The organism is Arthrobacter sp. Rue61a, from assembly GCF_000294695.2.
Taxonomy (GTDB): Bacteria; Actinomycetota; Actinomycetes; order Actinomycetales; family Micrococcaceae; genus Arthrobacter; species Arthrobacter aurescens_A.
The window spans coordinates 3334684-3349862 of sequence record NC_018531.1 but is presented as its reverse complement, the minus strand read 5'-3'; the positions used below and the strand labels follow the sequence as shown (position 1 = coordinate 3349862).

Genomic DNA, 15179 nt, shown 5'->3' with positions numbered 1-15179 from the left:
GCAGCGGGGATGCTGCTGCTGGGGTTCTTACGCTGTGCGCGACAATCTATCAGCCCTGGAGCGGATCCTGGCGAAGACTCAGCGCCTGGGAACCAGCAGGCCGCTGACGGCCTCCCGGTAGCTTTCCAAGGTGATGGCGGCTGTGCGCTGCCACCCAAAGGACTCGGCGTGGGTGGCAGCGAGGCGGCCCATGTCCTCCCGGGTTTGGACGTCGTCGTAGAGGTCTTCCAGGGCGTCCGCCCAGTCGGAGGGGTGGTGCCCGTCCACCAGTATGCCCGTTCGTCCGTCCGAGATGGCGCGGGAAAGACCACCAACGTTGGTAGCCACAACGGGAGTACCGCACGCCTGTGCTTCCAACGCCACCAAACCGAAGGATTCGCTGAAGGACGGCATTACCACGACGTCTGCGGACCGGAACCAACTGGCCAGCTCCGGTGCCACAACAGGCGGCCGGTGAGTGACGACGTCGGCCAGTCCGGCGTCTTCAATAAAGTGTTGGAGGTTGAAGTCCTTGGCGCCGCTGAGCGAACCCAGGATTGTCATTTCCAGATCGATGTCCGGACGGCGTTTTCGGAGGATACCGGCTGCCTTCACAAAAACCTGCGGGCCTTTGAGCCGCTGGATCCTGCCGGCAAAGAGGATATGGAAGCTGTCCGGCCTGACACCTCGCAAGGAACGGGACTTCCGCCGAAACGACGGCGTGAACACCTTCAGGTCCACCCCGGGCGGGGCAACGTCAATCCGGTCAAGGTCTGCCCCGTAGTGGGAAACCAGTTCGTCGGCCTCCGCGGGGGTGTTGGCCACCAACCGGGCAGCGCCGTCCACAATCCGTTGTTCGCCTTCTTCCCGGCGCCGTGGCTCAGGCCTTTCCCCGGACTCCAGGACGAGGTTTTTGACCTTTGCCATGGTGTGCATGGTGTGGACCAGCGGAACGCCCCATAACTCTGACAGTTCAAGCCCTGCGACGCCGGAAACCCAGTAGTGGGAATGGATGGCGTCGTAACGGCCGTGGAGCTGTTGGAGGCGGATTCTGTCGATTTCCTCCACCATGTGGTGCAGGAGCTCCGGCAGTTCTTCCTTGGGCAGTTTGCGGCGCGGACCTGCCATGACGTTATGGACGCAAACGCCCGGTCCGGGGTGTTCGACGGCGGGCTGGCCGGCTTTGGTGGAACGGGTGAAGATCTCTACCTCCACGCCGGACTCGGCAAGCGCCATGGCCAGCGCCCGTACGTAGACGTTCATGCCCCCGGCATCACCCGCGCCGGGCTGCTCCATGGGGGAGGTGTGCAACGACAGGAACGCAACACGACGGATCAACGGCACCCGGTCCTCCTCACGATCACAACAAAAATCAGCTTTGCCCTGCAGAAAACACTACTCCTGCCCCCGAGTTCCCATCCCGGCAAACTCCGCTATGTGGACAAGGCTGCTAGCGTGGCGGCTGTGAGCCAAGAACAAACCTTCCACATCCGCAAAGCAACGCCTGACGACTGGGCAGGCATCTGGTCCATCCTGGAGCCCGTGATCCGTGAGGGCGAGACTTTTACCTGGGACCGCGATACCAGCGAAGAAACAGCCAGGACCAAATGGATCAAGGACGCTCCCGGCCAGACCTTCGTGGCGGTGAACCGGGACACAGGCGAGATCCTGGGAACAGGGGAGTTCCACGCCAACCAAGCGGGCGGCGGAAGCCACGTTGCCAACGCCGGGTACATGGTGGGGGCCAACAACTCGGGCCAGGGAATTGCCAGGGCATTGTGTGCCTACTCGCTGAACGAAGCCAAGGCCGCAGGGTTCCATTCCATGCAGTACAACGCCGTGGTGGAGAGCAATGTAAGAGCGGTGTGGCTATGGCAATCCATGGGGTTCAAGATCCTGGCCACGGTTCCTGAAGCCTTCGACCACCCGGAGATCGGCTACGTGGGCCTGCACGTCATGTACAGAAAGCTCTAGGTCCACAACTGGCTTAACTCAGGAAAAGCGGCCTCGTACCCCTCCAGCAGTTGCCGTCCCAAGGGGACTGAACCCACCAGCGGGTGCGCGGCAAATGCTTGAACGGCAGCCTCGCGATCGCCGGCAACAACCGCACGGATGGTTAGCCGTTCCACCTCCTTGACGTGCTGCATCAGGGTGAGGAACGGCCCGTCCGGCCGTTCCTGCGGAAGCGGCAACGCGCCGTCGGGCGTTACCTGGCAAGGAACCTCGACGACGGCGTCCGCCGGCAATCCGGGAACGGCCACCTCCGCCGCTGGCGCAGGAGCAGACACCGGTGAGTTGGGCACGTTGAGAATCAGCTGGGCGGTCCCGCCGCCGGACAGCGCCCGCATGACGGACAGGGCAACGCGTTCGTAGCCGCCGCCTGCGAGATCAGACTCGTCGCGTTGCTCCCCGTGGGTCCGGGCTTCGGCCAGGTAGCCTTCCTCGCGGGAGCGTCGGGCGGCATCCCACAGCCGATACGGATGCGGATCCTGAAGAAGGCTTGGGTACAGCGAATTTTGCTGTTGGTGGATAGACGTTCCACGGGTTTCGCTTTGCTGTCCGATGGCTTCGGTGGCCTGTGCCGTTTGGTAGTAGTAGTAAAGGTATTCGTTGGGCAGGCAGCCGAGTTTTTCCAGAGTGTGCTGCCCGAACAACCGCCCTTCCTCCATGGTCTCCAAGGCAACGCGGTCGGACAGCAGACCGGGCAACAGGTCCCGTCCAGCAGGCGCCAACCGATAAAGCCACCCGAGGTGGTTCAGGCCGTAGTAGCCCACGCCGTCGAGGGTTCCTTCGTTGAGGGGCGCACCGGCAGCGCGGGCAGCGCGCTGGACCAGGCCACCGGCCGAGTCGCAGATGCCGATCACCCGGCGCCCCAGGATGGGAACCAGCGCCTCGGTGACCATGCCAGCCGGATTGGTGAAGTTGATGAGCCACGCATCGGGGCAGTGGCGACGCATCGCCGCAGCGAGTTCCAACATGTGGGGAATGGAGCGGAGAGCGTACGAGATGCCTCCTGCGCCTGTCGTCTCCTGACCCAGCAACCCCAATCCCAAGGGAATCTGTTCGTCAGTGATCCGCCCGGCGGTGCCGCCCGGACGGATCGCGGCGAACACCATGTCCGTCCCGGTGAGTGCCTGCCCGAGGTCCGTGGAAACCACGACGGCGGGAGCGGAACCTTCGTCGGCGGGCATGTCGCGGAGTACCGCCTCCATGGCAGCGAGCCGTGAGCCGTCCACGTCAAAGAGGACGAGTTCATCTACCAACCCGGCAAAGGGACCCGCACACAAGGCGCGGTACACAAGGGGAACCCGGAATCCGCCGCCGCCGGCGATCATGAGCCGCATGATCCGAGTCTATGCAGCCCAGCACGTGCAGCGTAGTCTGCCGTGCATGGACGCTATGCCCCAGCGACGATTCGATCCCTTGGCCGCCGTGCGGTCGGACGGGGACCACCAGTGCGATCTCCTCCTGACAGGAACGGTTTTCCAGGACATCATTTTTACCGGACTTCCGCACGCTCCCGAACCCGGCACGGAGGTGTGGAGCGAAGGCATGGGTAGTTGCCCGGGAGGTGTTGCTAATCAGGCCATTGCCGCTTCCCGGCTGGGCTTGCGGACCAACCTCGCGGCGACCTTCGGGGACGACGGCTATGGCGATTACAACTGGCAGATCCTGGAAAGCCAGGAACACGTTGACCTCTCGCTCTCGCAAAGAGTTCCCGGCTGGCACTCACCAGTGACGGTATCCATGTGCGTCAACCAGGACAGGTCCATGGTCACGCACGGCCACCCCGCCCCGATCAGTTCCTCGGAACTGATTGGGAAGCCACCCAAGGCGCTCGCCGCCGTCGCCGATTTAGGCGAGGAGATGGAACCGTGGATGCTCGCAGCGAAGGATGCAGGCACCAAACTCTTTGGCGTGGTGGGCTGGGACCCCACCGGGCAGTGGTCCGAGCGGCGGCTGGACCAGCTGGCCAACTTCCATGCCTTCCTGCCCAATGCTCCCGAAGCGATGGCGTTCACCGGAAAAGCTGACCCGTGGGCGGCGTTGTATTCGCTGGCTGACCGCGTCCCGGTGGCCGTGGTAACTCTTGGCCCTCAAGGCGCGGTGGCAGTGGACTCGGAAACCGGGGAAGAGGAATGGGTGCCGTCACTGCCCGTATCGGCTTCCGATCCCACCGGTGCGGGGGACTGTTTCGGGGCGGCCTTCATTGTGGGATGCCTGGCAGGGTGGAGATTGGGGGACAGGCTACGGTTCGCGAACCTTTGCGCCTCTTTGGCGGTCCAGGAAGTTGGTGGCTCACTGGCAGCACCGGGTTGGGGCGACATCGCCGACTGGTGGCAACGGGCGAACGCGCGGAAGGAACGTCAGTCGAGTCAATGGTTGCGGCGCTTCGCCTTTTTGGAACCGATCGTGAAGGACATCCCGGCGGAGGCCCAACGACGAGCCCGGGCCACCATCGCGCATTTGTCGGACGCACAGTAGGGGCGCGGGGTGCCCGCAGTTAACCCGAGTTCACTGACAGCACTAGAATCTCTAGGGTGACTTACGAAGCAGCTGCAGATATCGGTATCGGGTCGAAGGCCTCCATAGCAAAGTCAGCGGTGCTGGAACGCTCCGCCGTGATCGACCTCGACGCCGTGCGGCACAACGTTCGTCAGTTCGTCGGTATTGCCTCCCCGGCCGCTGTTATGGCCGTGGTGAAGGCAGACGCTTACGGCCACGGTGCTGTACAGGTTGCCCGGGCAGCCCTCGACGCCGGAGCTGCCTGGCTGGGCGTCGCCCACATTTCCGAAGCGCTCGCCTTGCGCGCCGCCGGTGTCGAAGCCCCGCTGCTCGCCTGGTTGCACACCCGCGAAAGCAACTTCCAAGCGGCAGTCGCCGCCGGCATCGACGTCGGAATTTCCGGCTGGGAGCTGGAAGCCGTGGTGGCTGCAGCCCGGGAACAGGAGCGCCCGGCGCGTGTGCACCTCAAAGTGGACACCGGTCTGGGCCGCAACGGCTGCACCATCGCCGACTGGGACCAGTTGTTGGGCCAGGCCATGGAATACCAGGACCAAGGCCTCCTGCGCGTGGTGGGCGTTTTCTCGCACCTCGCAGTTGCTGACGAGCCGGAACGCCCGGAAACCGATGAGCAACTGGCCGTTTTCCGCGAAGCCCTTGCCATGGCCGAGGACGCCGGCGTGGATACCGAGGTCCGGCACATTGCCAACACGCCCGCAGCACTGTCCCGCCCGGACTCCCACTTCGACCTGGTCCGCGTGGGCCTGGGCATTTACGGATTGTCGCCCTTTGACGGTGCAACGTCTGCTGAACTTGGCCTGCATCCCGCCATGACCGTCCGGACACTACTGTCCAACTGCAAGAAGGTGCCCGAAGGCCAGGGTGTTTCCTACGGACTCAACTACCGGACCAGGGAGGAAAGCACGCTGGGCCTGGTGCCGATGGGCTATGCTGACGGCGTCCCCAGGATTGCCACCGGGGGCCCCGTGCGGGTGAACGGCATCAACTACCCGGTAGTCGGCAGGATTGCCATGGACCAGATGGTCATCGACTTGGGACCGCTGTCCCCTGAAGCGGCGGCAGGCCTCAAGGGCGCGGAGGCCGTGATGTTCGGCAACGGTGCCGACGGCGGCCCCACCGCGGATGATTGGGCGGCCGCCGCCGGAACCAACAACTACGAAATCGTGACGCGCATCAGCCCCCGGGTCCCTCGCAGCTACGTCAACGAAATGCCCGCACAGCCGCACGCGCCGGCGGTCGTCAGCGGCCAAGCCGAAACGGCAGCGCTGTGAGCAATCCACAGTGGGAGCGCACGCTGAAGGTCACGACGGCGGAACAGACGCACGCGCTCGCAGCAGCTCTAGGTGAGGTGCTGGAGGCCGGGGATCTTCTGGTCCTGACCGGCGAACTGGGTGCAGGCAAGACGACGTTCACCCAGGGACTCGGCGAGGGTCTGGGCGTCCGTGCCGGCATCATTTCGCCCACGTTCGTGCTGGTCAGGATCCACCCCAATCTTGCCGATGGCCCCAGGCCGGGTGGTCCGGACCTGGTCCATGTTGACGCGTACCGGTTGGACTCGGCAGCGGAGATCGATGACATCGATCTTGAGAACACCATGGACACATCGGTCACCGTTGTGGAGTGGGGCCGGGACCGTGTGGAGCACCTCTCGGACAGCCGTTTGGAGGTTGACCTGCTCAGAGCTGTCGGTGGGGAAAGCACGGCAGCGGCAACGGACGGCGACGTGTTGGACTTCGATACCGATGACGACGACGAGCCCCGCACTATCGTTTTCCGGGGATTCGGTCCCCGTTGGGCCATAACGCCGCAACTCCTTGAAACTACTGCCCTGGTGGAAGGCAATTGATGCTGATCCTGGCTATTGATACTTCAGCGGTTGCCAGCGCGGCCCTGATTTCGGACGATGCCATGGAAAGCGTGGTGGAATCCTTTGCCACGGAGGACACCCGCAGCCACGCCGAAGTGCTCGCTCCCGGGATCCAGAAGCTTCTGGCTGGCGCGGGGGTCACGGGCGCGGACATCGACGCGATCGTCACCGGCGTGGGACCTGGCCCTTTCACCGGACTCCGCTCCGGCATTGCGACCGCCCGCACCCTCGCTTTCGTGTGGAACAAGCCCTTGTACGGGCTGATGAGCCTGGATGCCATCGCGTTGGAAGTTGCGGAGTCCACGGCGGCCACCCCCGAATTCCTTGTTGCTACGGATGCCCGGCGCAAAGAGGTGTACTGGGCCCGTTATACATTGGACGACGGCCAGCTTCCGGAACTTGTGGACGGCCCCCATGTTGGTTTCGCCTCCGAGCTTCCGGACTTGCCGGTGTTCGGCGCAGGCGCAGGCTTGTATTCCGATGTCTTGAAAGCGGATGAAGATTTCGCCACCACGCAGCCGGATGCGGCGTCGCTGGGCCAGTTCGCTTTGGCCAAGCTCACGGCCGGACAGGCGTTGTTGGACTCCACTCCGCTGTACTTGCGCGAATCGGACGCCCAGGTGCCCGGACCCAGGAAGCGTGCGTTGTGATGGGAGGGGCACTGTGAAACTGTCACCCAAGCTGGAACTCGCCGGGGTTTCCTTGCGCGACATGACGGAGGCCGACATCCCGGCGGTGGAGGCCTTGGAGCGCCGGTTGTTCCCCGTGGACGCGTGGCCCCTGCAGATGTTCTTCGATGAGTTGGCCCAGCCCGAGACCCGGCGCTATGTGGTGGCCGAGGTTGCAGGGGAGATCGTGGCCTACGCCGGATTGATGTGCATCGAGCCGATCGCGGACGTCCAGACGATCGCCGTCGTGCCTGAATTCGAAGGCAAGGGAATCGGCTCGGCCATCCTGACGGAACTGATTGATGAAGCGCGGCGCCGCCGTGCGGCAGACGTCCTGCTGGAAGTCCGGGCGGATAACCCCCGCGCCCAGCAACTGTACTTGCGCTTCGGCTTCGAGCAGATCCACGTGCGTCCCCGCTATTACCGGGACGGTACTGATGCCCTGATCATGCGTCTTGAACTGAACAAACATGAGTCCCAAGAAGGAGCCACAGCGTGAGCCGGCCATTTCCGGAACAGCAGAAGCAGCCGCTGGTGCTTGGCATCGAGTCATCCTGCGACGAGACCGGTGTTGGAATCGTGCGGGGTACCACCCTTTTGACCAACACCGTGTCCTCGTCAATGGATGAGCATGTCCGCTTTGGCGGGGTCATCCCGGAGATCGCTTCGCGCGCGCACTTGGACGCCTTTGTGCCCACCTTGCAGGAGTCACTGCAAGAGGCCGGTGTCACCTTGGAGGACATCGACGCCATAGCCGTCACGTCCGGCCCGGGCCTGGCCGGTGCGCTCATGGTGGGTGTTTGTGCCGCGAAGGCGCTGGCCGTTGCCACCGGCAAGCCGCTGTACGCGATCAACCATTTGGTGGCACACGTTGGGGTGGGACTGCTGGACGGCAACCGGGTTTCGGAAGGAAAGCACGACGCCGTTGCTGCCGCCGGCTTGGGTGCAGGCAAGCTCCCGGAGAACCTCGGGGCATTGCTGGTATCGGGTGGGCACACGGAAATCCTGCGCATCCGGAGCATCACGGATGACGTGGAACTCCTGGGGTCAACCATCGACGACGCCGCCGGTGAAGCCTATGACAAAGTGGCCCGCATCCTTGGCCTCGGCTACCCGGGTGGGCCTGCAATCGACAAGCTGGCGCGCCAAGGAAACCCCAAGTCCATCCGTTTCCCGCGCGGACTCACTCAGCCCAAGTACATGGGTACGGCGGAGGAGAAGGGGCCGCACCGCTACGACTGGTCTTTCAGCGGCCTGAAAACAGCGGTGGCCCGGTGTGTTGAGCAGTTCGAAGCCCGTGGCGAGGAAGTCCCCGTGGCAGACATTGCAGCAGCGTTCCAGGAAGCCGTGGTGGACGTCATCAGTTCGAAGGCAGTCCTGGCTTGCAAAGAGCACGGCATCACGGACGTCCTGCTCGGTGGGGGTGTGGCAGCGAACTCGAGGCTCCGCGAGTTGACTGGGCAGCGTTGTGCCTCCGCCGGGATCACGCTGCATGTTCCGCCGCTGGGCCTGTGCACGGATAACGGGGCTATGGTTGCTGCGCTTGGTGCCCAGCTGATCATGGCCGGCATCAGTCCCAGTGGAGTTTCCTTCGCGCCGGATTCCTCCATGCCGGTGACTACGGTGTCAGTGCCCGCCTGAGCTTCTCCATCAGGGCAGGCGCCATGGCCGAAACTAGTCGTCGGGACCGACCCCTCGAGCTCGCAGCCGGATGCTCGATCGGCTCTGCGGACCGTGCCGCTGCGGCTGGTGAGTGGGGGGAATGTCCTACTGCACAGTCCGAGCCTGGCACTGCTTGAAGGTGTTGAACTTGCGCTTGACGACGTTGCGGCCTTTGCAGTCCTCTTTGTCGCAACCCGAAGGTCTGCCACCAGTGGATCAGCGTCGTTTCCGATGGCCCACTTCCGGCATCTTCGCCAGGATCAGCAAAAAGCTCTTCGGAGCATAGTACGAACGACACCAGTCATGGGTGGACGGCTAAGTTCAGCTAACACTTACGCCGGAGTCAGAGGTGCCTGGTCCGTGGAGCTGAACAAGCCCATGCCCAACGTCACCTACAACGTCGTTGTCCAGGTCGACGGTGGTCTGCAGAACACGTTCACTATCAAGATGGACAGTGACGGGCACCCCGTATCGGCCAAGGGCCATGTCGTCTCAACCCTCGTCGGCGACGCGAACCGTAACGGCTATCAGCAGCGCAAAGCCGGTTGGCTCGGCGGCCCCGGCTACGACGGCGGGCATGCAGCACCGTCCGCTCTGGGGTTCATCGGTGAAGGCGCAGGTGTTTTCCCTCAGCACGAATGGCAGAATCGCAAAGCCGGCACACCCAACGAAATCGACCAGGCGAAACAACTTCATCAGCAAGAAGCTCTTCGGCGCCTAGGACGAAACGAGACCCGTCGAAGGCGTCCTGCAAAGTGCAGTCCCCGTAAGTCTCGTCAATCGCGTCACCTGCCTCTGTGGCAATTCGCCTAAGCGTCAGGCCCCTTGCGCATCTGTTGCACGAGGTCCATCACCACTGCTTGCAGGTCTCCGTTGTGTTCTGCGGCGACGCGGCGCTGGCGCTGGTAGCTTGCTCCGCGCTGGATGATCTTCAAGACGTCGGCCAGTTCTTCCGAGCAGCCGAGCTTGGCTGCCACGGGTTCCAGCCGCGAGACGGTTTCCGCGAGGTGCTCCGTGACCAACTGCTCGTTGCCCTCGGCGTCGAGGATGATGATCGCTTCCATGCCGTAGCGTGCGGCACGCCATTTGTTCTCCTGCACATGCCATGGGGGCATGGTGGGGATGCTGCCGCCGGCGTCGAGGATGGAGGAGAACTCGTCCACCAGGCATTGCGTCAGCGCAGCGATGGCGCCTACTTCTTCAAGGGTGGCCAAGCCGTCGCAGATGCGCATTTCAATAGTGCCCAGGTTCGCCACCGGCCGGATATCCCAACGGATTTCCGACGTCGCATCAATGACACCTGTGGTGAACATGTCCTGGACGTAGGACTCGTAGGCTTCCCATGTTTCGAACTGGAAGGGAAGCCCGGCAGTGGGAAGCTGCTGGAACATGAGTGCGCGCTGTGACGCGTAGCCGGTTTCTTCTCCAGCCCAGTAAGGGCTGGAGGCGGACAGGGCTTGGAAGTGCGGGAAGTAGTTGACCAAGCCGTCCAGAATGGGAAGGACCTTGTCCCGGTGGTCGATGCCCACGTGGACGTGAACGCCGTAGATCACCATTTGGCGTCCCCACCATTGGGTCCGCTCGATCAGTTTGGCGTAGCGCTCCTTGTCCGTTACGGGCTGGAGCAGGGGAGGGCTGAACGGGTGGCTGCCTGCGCAGAATACTTCCACGCCCATGGGATCGGTGACTTCACGGACGGCGGCGAGGGATCGGCTGAGGTCCTCTTTGGCGTCCTTGACGGTCTCGCAAATGCCGGTGACCAGTTCCACCGTGTTGAGGAGCAGCTCGCGCTTGATATGGGGGTGTTCGTCGTCCTCGTTGAGGTCGGGGTGGTTCGCTGCGACGCCCTTCAGGACGTCGTTGGCCACTGATACCAATTCCCCGGTGCGTGCATTGACGAGCGCCAACTCCCATTCCACACCCAGTGTCGATTGCCTGGATGGCGCAAAATCAATCTGCACGTAGTCCCCTCATTGTCTTGTCTCTGCCGGGCACGGTTCCCCGCTGTGGGGCCGCCAGCGGTCGGATCAAGTCTAATGCAGCGGGAACACAGGTTGCTGCTGGGGCCTTACGGGAGAGGGCCGGTCATTTGCTATTGAGAATGCTTCTCAATAGAATAAACGCATGCATCTCACAGTCGTCAGTTCACTGGACAGTCAATGCCGGGAGTCAGCCGCTGCCAGGCTCGGCCAAACCCACACCAACTCCGTGGTGGTCCTTCACGATCTGCTGGATGGCTCCTTGGTCCTGCGTCGCGTCTACCGGGACGGTCAGCTGTTCGAGCGCGAAACCACACAGCTGGAGCATGGTTGCCTCAGCTGCACTGTCAGGTTGGACGTAGTCCCGACGGCGGAACGTCTCGCCTCATGCGGTTTCGACCACGTAGTGCTGGGCCTCCCGCCCGGCGTTGCGGCCGGGATGGCCGTTACCGAGCTGCGGCGTGGCCTGAGTCGCCCGGCTGTGATCGACAACGCCGTGCTGGCCCTGGACCCGGTAGACCTGGACGACCATATATGGGACCGTCACACGCTGTTCGAATCCGGTTTCACCTCCATGCCCACTGATGAGCGCACCAGCGGAGAATTTCTGATCGGCGAGTTCGGGCAGGTGGACACCGTCATGGTGCACCCTGGATTGGGGGCTGTGCTCACCGGTGATCCTCGCGAAGGTTCCGCGCAGTGGCTGCTCGGTGTCGAACTACTCGGCCAGCTGGCGTCCCATGCCGGCGTTGTTGGCGCCGCTGACGAATACCGGCCGGGCTGCTTCGACGACGCCGAGGCAGCGGCCCGTAACCGGCCCGGCGTGGTGCGGGTGCCCGTCATTGAAGCGGAGGGTTCCTTCCGCACGGTGCTGCACAGGGCGGGCCGTCCGCTGCATCCGGGACGTTTCCGTGAAGCACTGCCCCAATTGGCGGCTGGAACGCACTGGCTGCGTGGCCGTCTTTGGATCGCATCCGCGCCGAAAACGCGGATCGCCGTCCAAGGTATTGGGCCGCGGGTCTGGCTCGAAAGTACCGGGAAATGGCTGGCGGACTCGGCCGAACCTGGCCAGGCACACGCCGGAAAGACGGGTGCCGACGTCGACTCTGTCCTGGACTGGCACCCCAGCCATGGCGACCGTGGAACTGTGCTGGCGATCACCGGCCGTTCGGAGGACATCGACGCCCGGGAATTTCGCGACCTCCTGGACAGTTGCCAACTCACCCAGGCTGAAATGAAGCAGGACTTCGGCGTCTGGGACGACCCCCTGGAACTCAGCGACGCCCTCTAAACCAAACACCCAACCAAAGGAGAAACACCATGAAGGTCAGGAATTCGCTGCGTGCCCTCAAGAAGATCCCCGGTGCGCAAATTGTCCGCAGGCGTGGACGCACGTTCGTCATCAACAAGAACAACCCGCGGATGAAGGCGCGGCAGGGCTAACCGCACGTCGGTGATAAATGGGCGTGTTTAATGGGGGAATGCCAATCCTGAACAAAGACATGTCCCTGTGCATTTCGCTTGCGGCCCGGCCCAGCAATATCGGGACCAGGTTCCACAATTATTTGTACGATCTGCTCGGCTTGAACTTTGTCTACAAGGCATTCGCCCCGGCGGACATCACCCTTGCAGTGGCTGGCATCCGCGGCCTCCCGATCCGGGGCGCCGCGGTGTCCATGCCGTACAAGGAAGCCGTCATCCCGCTGGTTGACGTCATGGACCCGTCGGCCAAGGCCATCGATTCGGTGAACACCATCGTCAACGACAATGGCGTGCTGACTGCCTACAACACGGACTACATCGCCATTGCCCGGCTGCTGAAGGACCATCAGGTTCCCAACAGCCACAGCGTGCTCCTCCGCGGTGCAGGCGGCATGGCGAAGGCCGTAGCCGCAGCACTTCGGGACGCCGGGTTCACCGCCGTCACCATCGTGGCCCGCAACGAGGACACCGGCCGCGCGCTGGCAGATCTCTACGGCTTCGCTTGGCAGGATGACGTCAACGGCTCCACAGCCGATCTCATCATTAACGTCACGCCGCTGGGAATGGCTGGTGCGGATGAAACCGCCCAGTCCTTCGACGACGCCACGATCGCCGCTGCACAGGTGGTGTTCGACGTCGTCGCCTTGCCTTCGGAGACGCCCCTTATCTCCGCCGCACGCTCCGCCGGTAAGCCTGTGATCACGGGTGCCGAGGTCATCGCCATCCAGGCTGAGGAGCAGTTTGTCCTCTACACGGGTGTGCGACCTAGCGCCGAGCAGGTCCGGGAAGCCTCGGAGTTCTCGCGCCGCTGACGCTCTAGGCCGTCACCGGCTCCACGACAACAGCCACTCTTTCCTCGCCGATCCTGGTGAGGACCAGGGTGGCTGTTTTCGCATCCTTGCCTTTGACGGGCTTGGCAGGCAGCAATTGCTTCCGAAGTTCTTCCGGCGTCACGGCAGTGCCGCGCTTCTTGATGTCCAGCACAGTGATGCCCTGGTTTTTCACCCAGGCCTTCAGGGCCTTGACGTTGTACGGCATCACCTCAAGCACCTTGAAGGCGCGGGCGAAAGGGGTGTCGTGAAGCTCGGGGGCGCAGATGTAGGCGATGTGCTCGTCCACGAGGTGCCCGCCCAGCCTTTCGGCGACGTCGGCCACCAGTCCTGCGCGGATCACCGCACCATCCGGTTCGTAGAGGAAGCCCTCAACGGGCCCGACGACGGCTACCGGACCGCCGTCGAAATCCGCGCCGCTGGTGATTTCAGCGGCGCCCTGGTTGCCGATCACCAGCGCGGCCCGACGCACGCCGGGGCGCGCCACAGCGTTGAACCAGAGGGTCACTTCGGTGACGTCTCCGCCCACTGAGACCCACTGGGCTTCACAGCCTGGGGGCACGGAGTCGTGGGGAATGCCGGGACCCATCTTGACGCCGATAGCGCGGCCGGTCGCCGCCAGACGTTCTACGAAGGACAGCGGGGGAGAGAAGGCTTCAGGATCCCAAATCCGCTTGGTTCCGGACGTGGACGTGGTTCGGCGGGCAGGATCCAGCCATACCCCGTCCATCCCGTCCAACTCTACGGAGGTTGCATCCGCATGCACCACGGTGGCATGCGGGAAGGGCATGAGATTGATGGTGGCGCAGGCGGCAGTGGTTTCATCCATCTCAACGGCGGTCACGGAAATGTCCATTGACGCCATCGCCATGGAATCGGCGCCAAGGCCGCAGCCGAGGTCTGCAACGTGCGAGATGCCGGCCTTCGCAAAGCGCTCCGCGTGCCGGGCTGCGACGTTCAATCGCGTGGCCTGTTCCAAACCGGCTTGGGTGAACAGCATCTGCCGGGCAAACTCGCCGAACTTTGCCTCTGCGCGTGTCCGCAGCCGGGATTGCGTGAGCACCGCGGCCACGAGTTCGGGGGAGTGACCGGCCTTCCGAAGGTGCGCGTTGACGCTGAACGAATCGGCCTCCCGGTAGGGCCCCAGGGAGGCAAGAAGTTCCCATCCTTCAGTGGTCAGCAAGGGGGCGATCTGTTCCTGCGGTGCGTGAGGCATGGGATCAAGCCTAACGGCGCGGCACTTGACAGCGTGACCGGCTAATCAGCCCGATAAGGTTGTTTTCATGGAAGACAACGCAGCCCCGCACCCCTCAACCATGGCAAAATTCGCGCGCCCCGCCCTCATAGCAGGGGGAGTGATCGCGGTGGTGTGCATCGGCCTGCTCGTCATTATCTTTGCGTTGGATTCCTTCAATGCCGCCACCTACTCCGTCGCTGGCAAAAGCGTCAATGACGCCACGGATGAAGCGCGAGGCATCCGCGAACTTTACAGCGGAGCCAGGACCGGTGGAATCATCACGCTGGTGATCTCCGGCGTCATGGCCGTTGCCGCCGCCGTGGTGCTGTATCTGAACCGTGGCAACGCTCCGCTGGACGAAGACGATGACGGCGAAGACTACGATCTGGACGACCTCACCGGCAGGTGACGAACGTTCACCCATGACGAAATGCTGGCACTCACCTTGACCGAGTGCTAACGCTTACATAGAGTCTTGTTAGCACTCTCCCCCGGAGGGTGCTAATCACGCCAAGCGTCTTCCGGCACCGCGACGACGGTTGTACGCTCCGGCACCCTAGTTCTTAGTCCATGAATCAGCTCATGAAAAGGAGAGTCCGAGTGTCGGTCTCGATTAAGCCTCTTGAGGATCGTATTGTTGTTCGCCCGCTCGAAGCAGAGCAGACCACGGCTTCCGGCCTGGTAATTCCGGACTCCGCACAGGAGAAGCCGCAGGAAGGCGAAGTTGTTGCAATCGGCCCCGGCCGCTTCGATGACAACGGCAACCGCGTACCGGTTGACGTAGCTGTTGGCGACGTCGTCATCTACTCCAAGTACGGTGGAACCGAAGTCAAGACCGGCGGCAACGAGTACCTCGTTCTGTCCGCCCGCGACGTCCTTGCGATCGTCGTAAAGTAACTTCCCGGAGCCCCGCACCGCCGCCGCGTTGGAATCATTCCAACCCGTCAGCGG

Annotated in this window: 17 protein-coding genes; 13 read left to right on the top strand and 4 right to left on the bottom strand. The window is 63.2% G+C overall.

Annotation, left to right across the window (positions count from 1 at the left end; genetic code table 11):
* Positions 1-78: 78 nt before the first annotated feature.
* A complete protein-coding gene (gene mshA / locus ARUE_RS15220; RefSeq protein WP_014922366.1) occupies positions 79-1323 on the bottom strand; it encodes a D-inositol-3-phosphate glycosyltransferase in 1245 nt (414 codons plus the stop codon).
* A gap of 120 nt (positions 1324-1443) precedes the next feature.
* Here mshA and ARUE_RS15215 point away from each other — a divergent pair, with 120 nt between their 5' ends.
* Positions 1444-1953: a GNAT family N-acetyltransferase gene (locus tag ARUE_RS15215; protein ID WP_502691383.1), complete on the top strand. Its 510-nt coding sequence runs from the start codon at positions 1444-1446 to the stop codon at positions 1951-1953.
* Here ARUE_RS15215 and ARUE_RS15210 read toward each other — a convergent pair.
* A complete protein-coding gene (locus ARUE_RS15210) occupies positions 1950-3323 on the bottom strand; it encodes a 6-phospho-beta-glucosidase (RefSeq protein ID WP_011775538.1) in 1374 nt (457 codons plus the stop codon). The genes ARUE_RS15215 and ARUE_RS15210 overlap by 4 nt on opposite strands.
* 46 nt (positions 3324-3369) lie before the next feature.
* On the opposite strand from ARUE_RS15210, the gene ARUE_RS15205 reads away from it, so the two are divergent.
* The 7 genes from ARUE_RS15205 to ARUE_RS24735 all read left to right on the top strand — a co-directional run bounded on the left by ARUE_RS15205 (position 3370) and on the right by ARUE_RS24735 (position 9513).
* Positions 3370-4464 carry a carbohydrate kinase family protein gene (locus ARUE_RS15205; RefSeq protein WP_238324342.1) on the top strand — a complete coding sequence of 365 codons (1095 nt, stop codon included), beginning with the start codon at positions 3370-3372 and terminating at the stop codon, positions 4462-4464.
* 56 nt (positions 4465-4520) lie between these two features.
* Positions 4521-5774 carry an alanine racemase gene (alr, locus tag ARUE_RS15200; protein ID WP_014922363.1) on the top strand — a complete coding sequence of 418 codons (1254 nt, stop codon included), beginning with the start codon at positions 4521-4523 and terminating at the stop codon, positions 5772-5774.
* A complete protein-coding gene (gene tsaE / locus ARUE_RS15195) occupies positions 5771-6349 on the top strand; it encodes a tRNA (adenosine(37)-N6)-threonylcarbamoyltransferase complex ATPase subunit type 1 TsaE (RefSeq protein ID WP_014922362.1) in 579 nt (192 codons plus the stop codon). Before alr ends, tsaE begins: the two co-directional genes overlap by 4 nt.
* Positions 6349-7020, top strand: coding sequence for a tRNA (adenosine(37)-N6)-threonylcarbamoyltransferase complex dimerization subunit type 1 TsaB (tsaB, locus tag ARUE_RS15190; protein WP_011775534.1), 672 nt, complete (start codon positions 6349-6351; stop codon positions 7018-7020). The genes tsaE and tsaB overlap by 1 nt, the downstream gene beginning before the upstream one ends.
* Positions 7021-7033: 13 nt before the next feature.
* On the top strand, positions 7034-7537 hold the full coding sequence (gene rimI, locus ARUE_RS15185) for a ribosomal protein S18-alanine N-acetyltransferase (protein WP_014922361.1): 504 nt from the start codon (positions 7034-7036) through the stop codon (positions 7535-7537).
* Complete coding sequence (gene tsaD / locus ARUE_RS15180) at positions 7534-8679, top strand: tRNA (adenosine(37)-N6)-threonylcarbamoyltransferase complex transferase subunit TsaD (RefSeq protein ID WP_014922360.1); 1146 nt, start codon at positions 7534-7536, stop codon at positions 8677-8679. Before rimI ends, tsaD begins: the two co-directional genes overlap by 4 nt.
* A gap of 381 nt (positions 8680-9060) precedes the next feature.
* Positions 9061-9513 (top strand): DNA/RNA non-specific endonuclease, encoded by a 453-nt coding sequence (locus ARUE_RS24735; RefSeq protein WP_286139763.1) that lies wholly within the window; start codon positions 9061-9063, stop codon positions 9511-9513.
* Here the strand turns inward: ARUE_RS24735 and ARUE_RS15170 are convergent.
* On the bottom strand, positions 9510-10661 hold the full coding sequence (locus ARUE_RS15170) for a glutamate--cysteine ligase (protein WP_011775530.1): 1152 nt from the start codon (positions 10659-10661) through the stop codon (positions 9510-9512). The two genes, ARUE_RS24735 and ARUE_RS15170, sit on opposite strands and share 4 nt — an antisense overlap.
* 163 nt (positions 10662-10824) lie before the next feature.
* Here ARUE_RS15170 and ARUE_RS15165 point away from each other — a divergent pair, with 163 nt between their 5' ends.
* From ARUE_RS15165 to ARUE_RS15155, 3 genes are read left to right on the top strand one after another with little or no spacing between them, the layout of a single operon-like run.
* Positions 10825-11970: a GTP-binding protein gene (locus ARUE_RS15165; RefSeq protein ID WP_014922358.1), complete on the top strand. Its 1146-nt coding sequence runs from the start codon at positions 10825-10827 to the stop codon at positions 11968-11970.
* 29 nt (positions 11971-11999) lie between these two features.
* Positions 12000-12122, top strand: coding sequence for a type B 50S ribosomal protein L36 (gene ykgO / locus ARUE_RS15160; protein WP_011775528.1), 123 nt, complete (start codon positions 12000-12002; stop codon positions 12120-12122).
* Positions 12123-12160: 38 nt separating this feature from the next.
* Positions 12161-12973, top strand: coding sequence for a shikimate 5-dehydrogenase (locus ARUE_RS15155; RefSeq protein WP_014922357.1), 813 nt, complete (start codon positions 12161-12163; stop codon positions 12971-12973).
* Between the two features lie 4 nt (positions 12974-12977).
* Here ARUE_RS15155 and ARUE_RS15150 read toward each other — a convergent pair whose 3' ends face one another.
* The gene (locus tag ARUE_RS15150) at positions 12978-14207 is read right to left on the bottom strand and encodes a THUMP-like domain-containing protein (RefSeq protein WP_014922356.1); all 1230 of its coding nucleotides are present in this window, start codon (positions 14205-14207) and stop codon (positions 12978-12980) included.
* Positions 14208-14274: 67 nt separating this feature from the next.
* Here ARUE_RS15150 and ARUE_RS15145 point away from each other — a divergent pair, with 67 nt between their 5' ends.
* Both ARUE_RS15145 and groES read left to right on the top strand, forming a co-directional pair.
* Positions 14275-14637 (top strand): hypothetical protein, encoded by a 363-nt coding sequence (locus ARUE_RS15145; protein ID WP_014922355.1) that lies wholly within the window; start codon positions 14275-14277, stop codon positions 14635-14637.
* Positions 14638-14828: 191 nt separating this feature from the next.
* Positions 14829-15125 (top strand): co-chaperone GroES, encoded by a 297-nt coding sequence (gene groES / locus ARUE_RS15140; protein WP_011775524.1) that lies wholly within the window; start codon positions 14829-14831, stop codon positions 15123-15125.
* Positions 15126-15179: the final 54 nt, after the last annotated feature.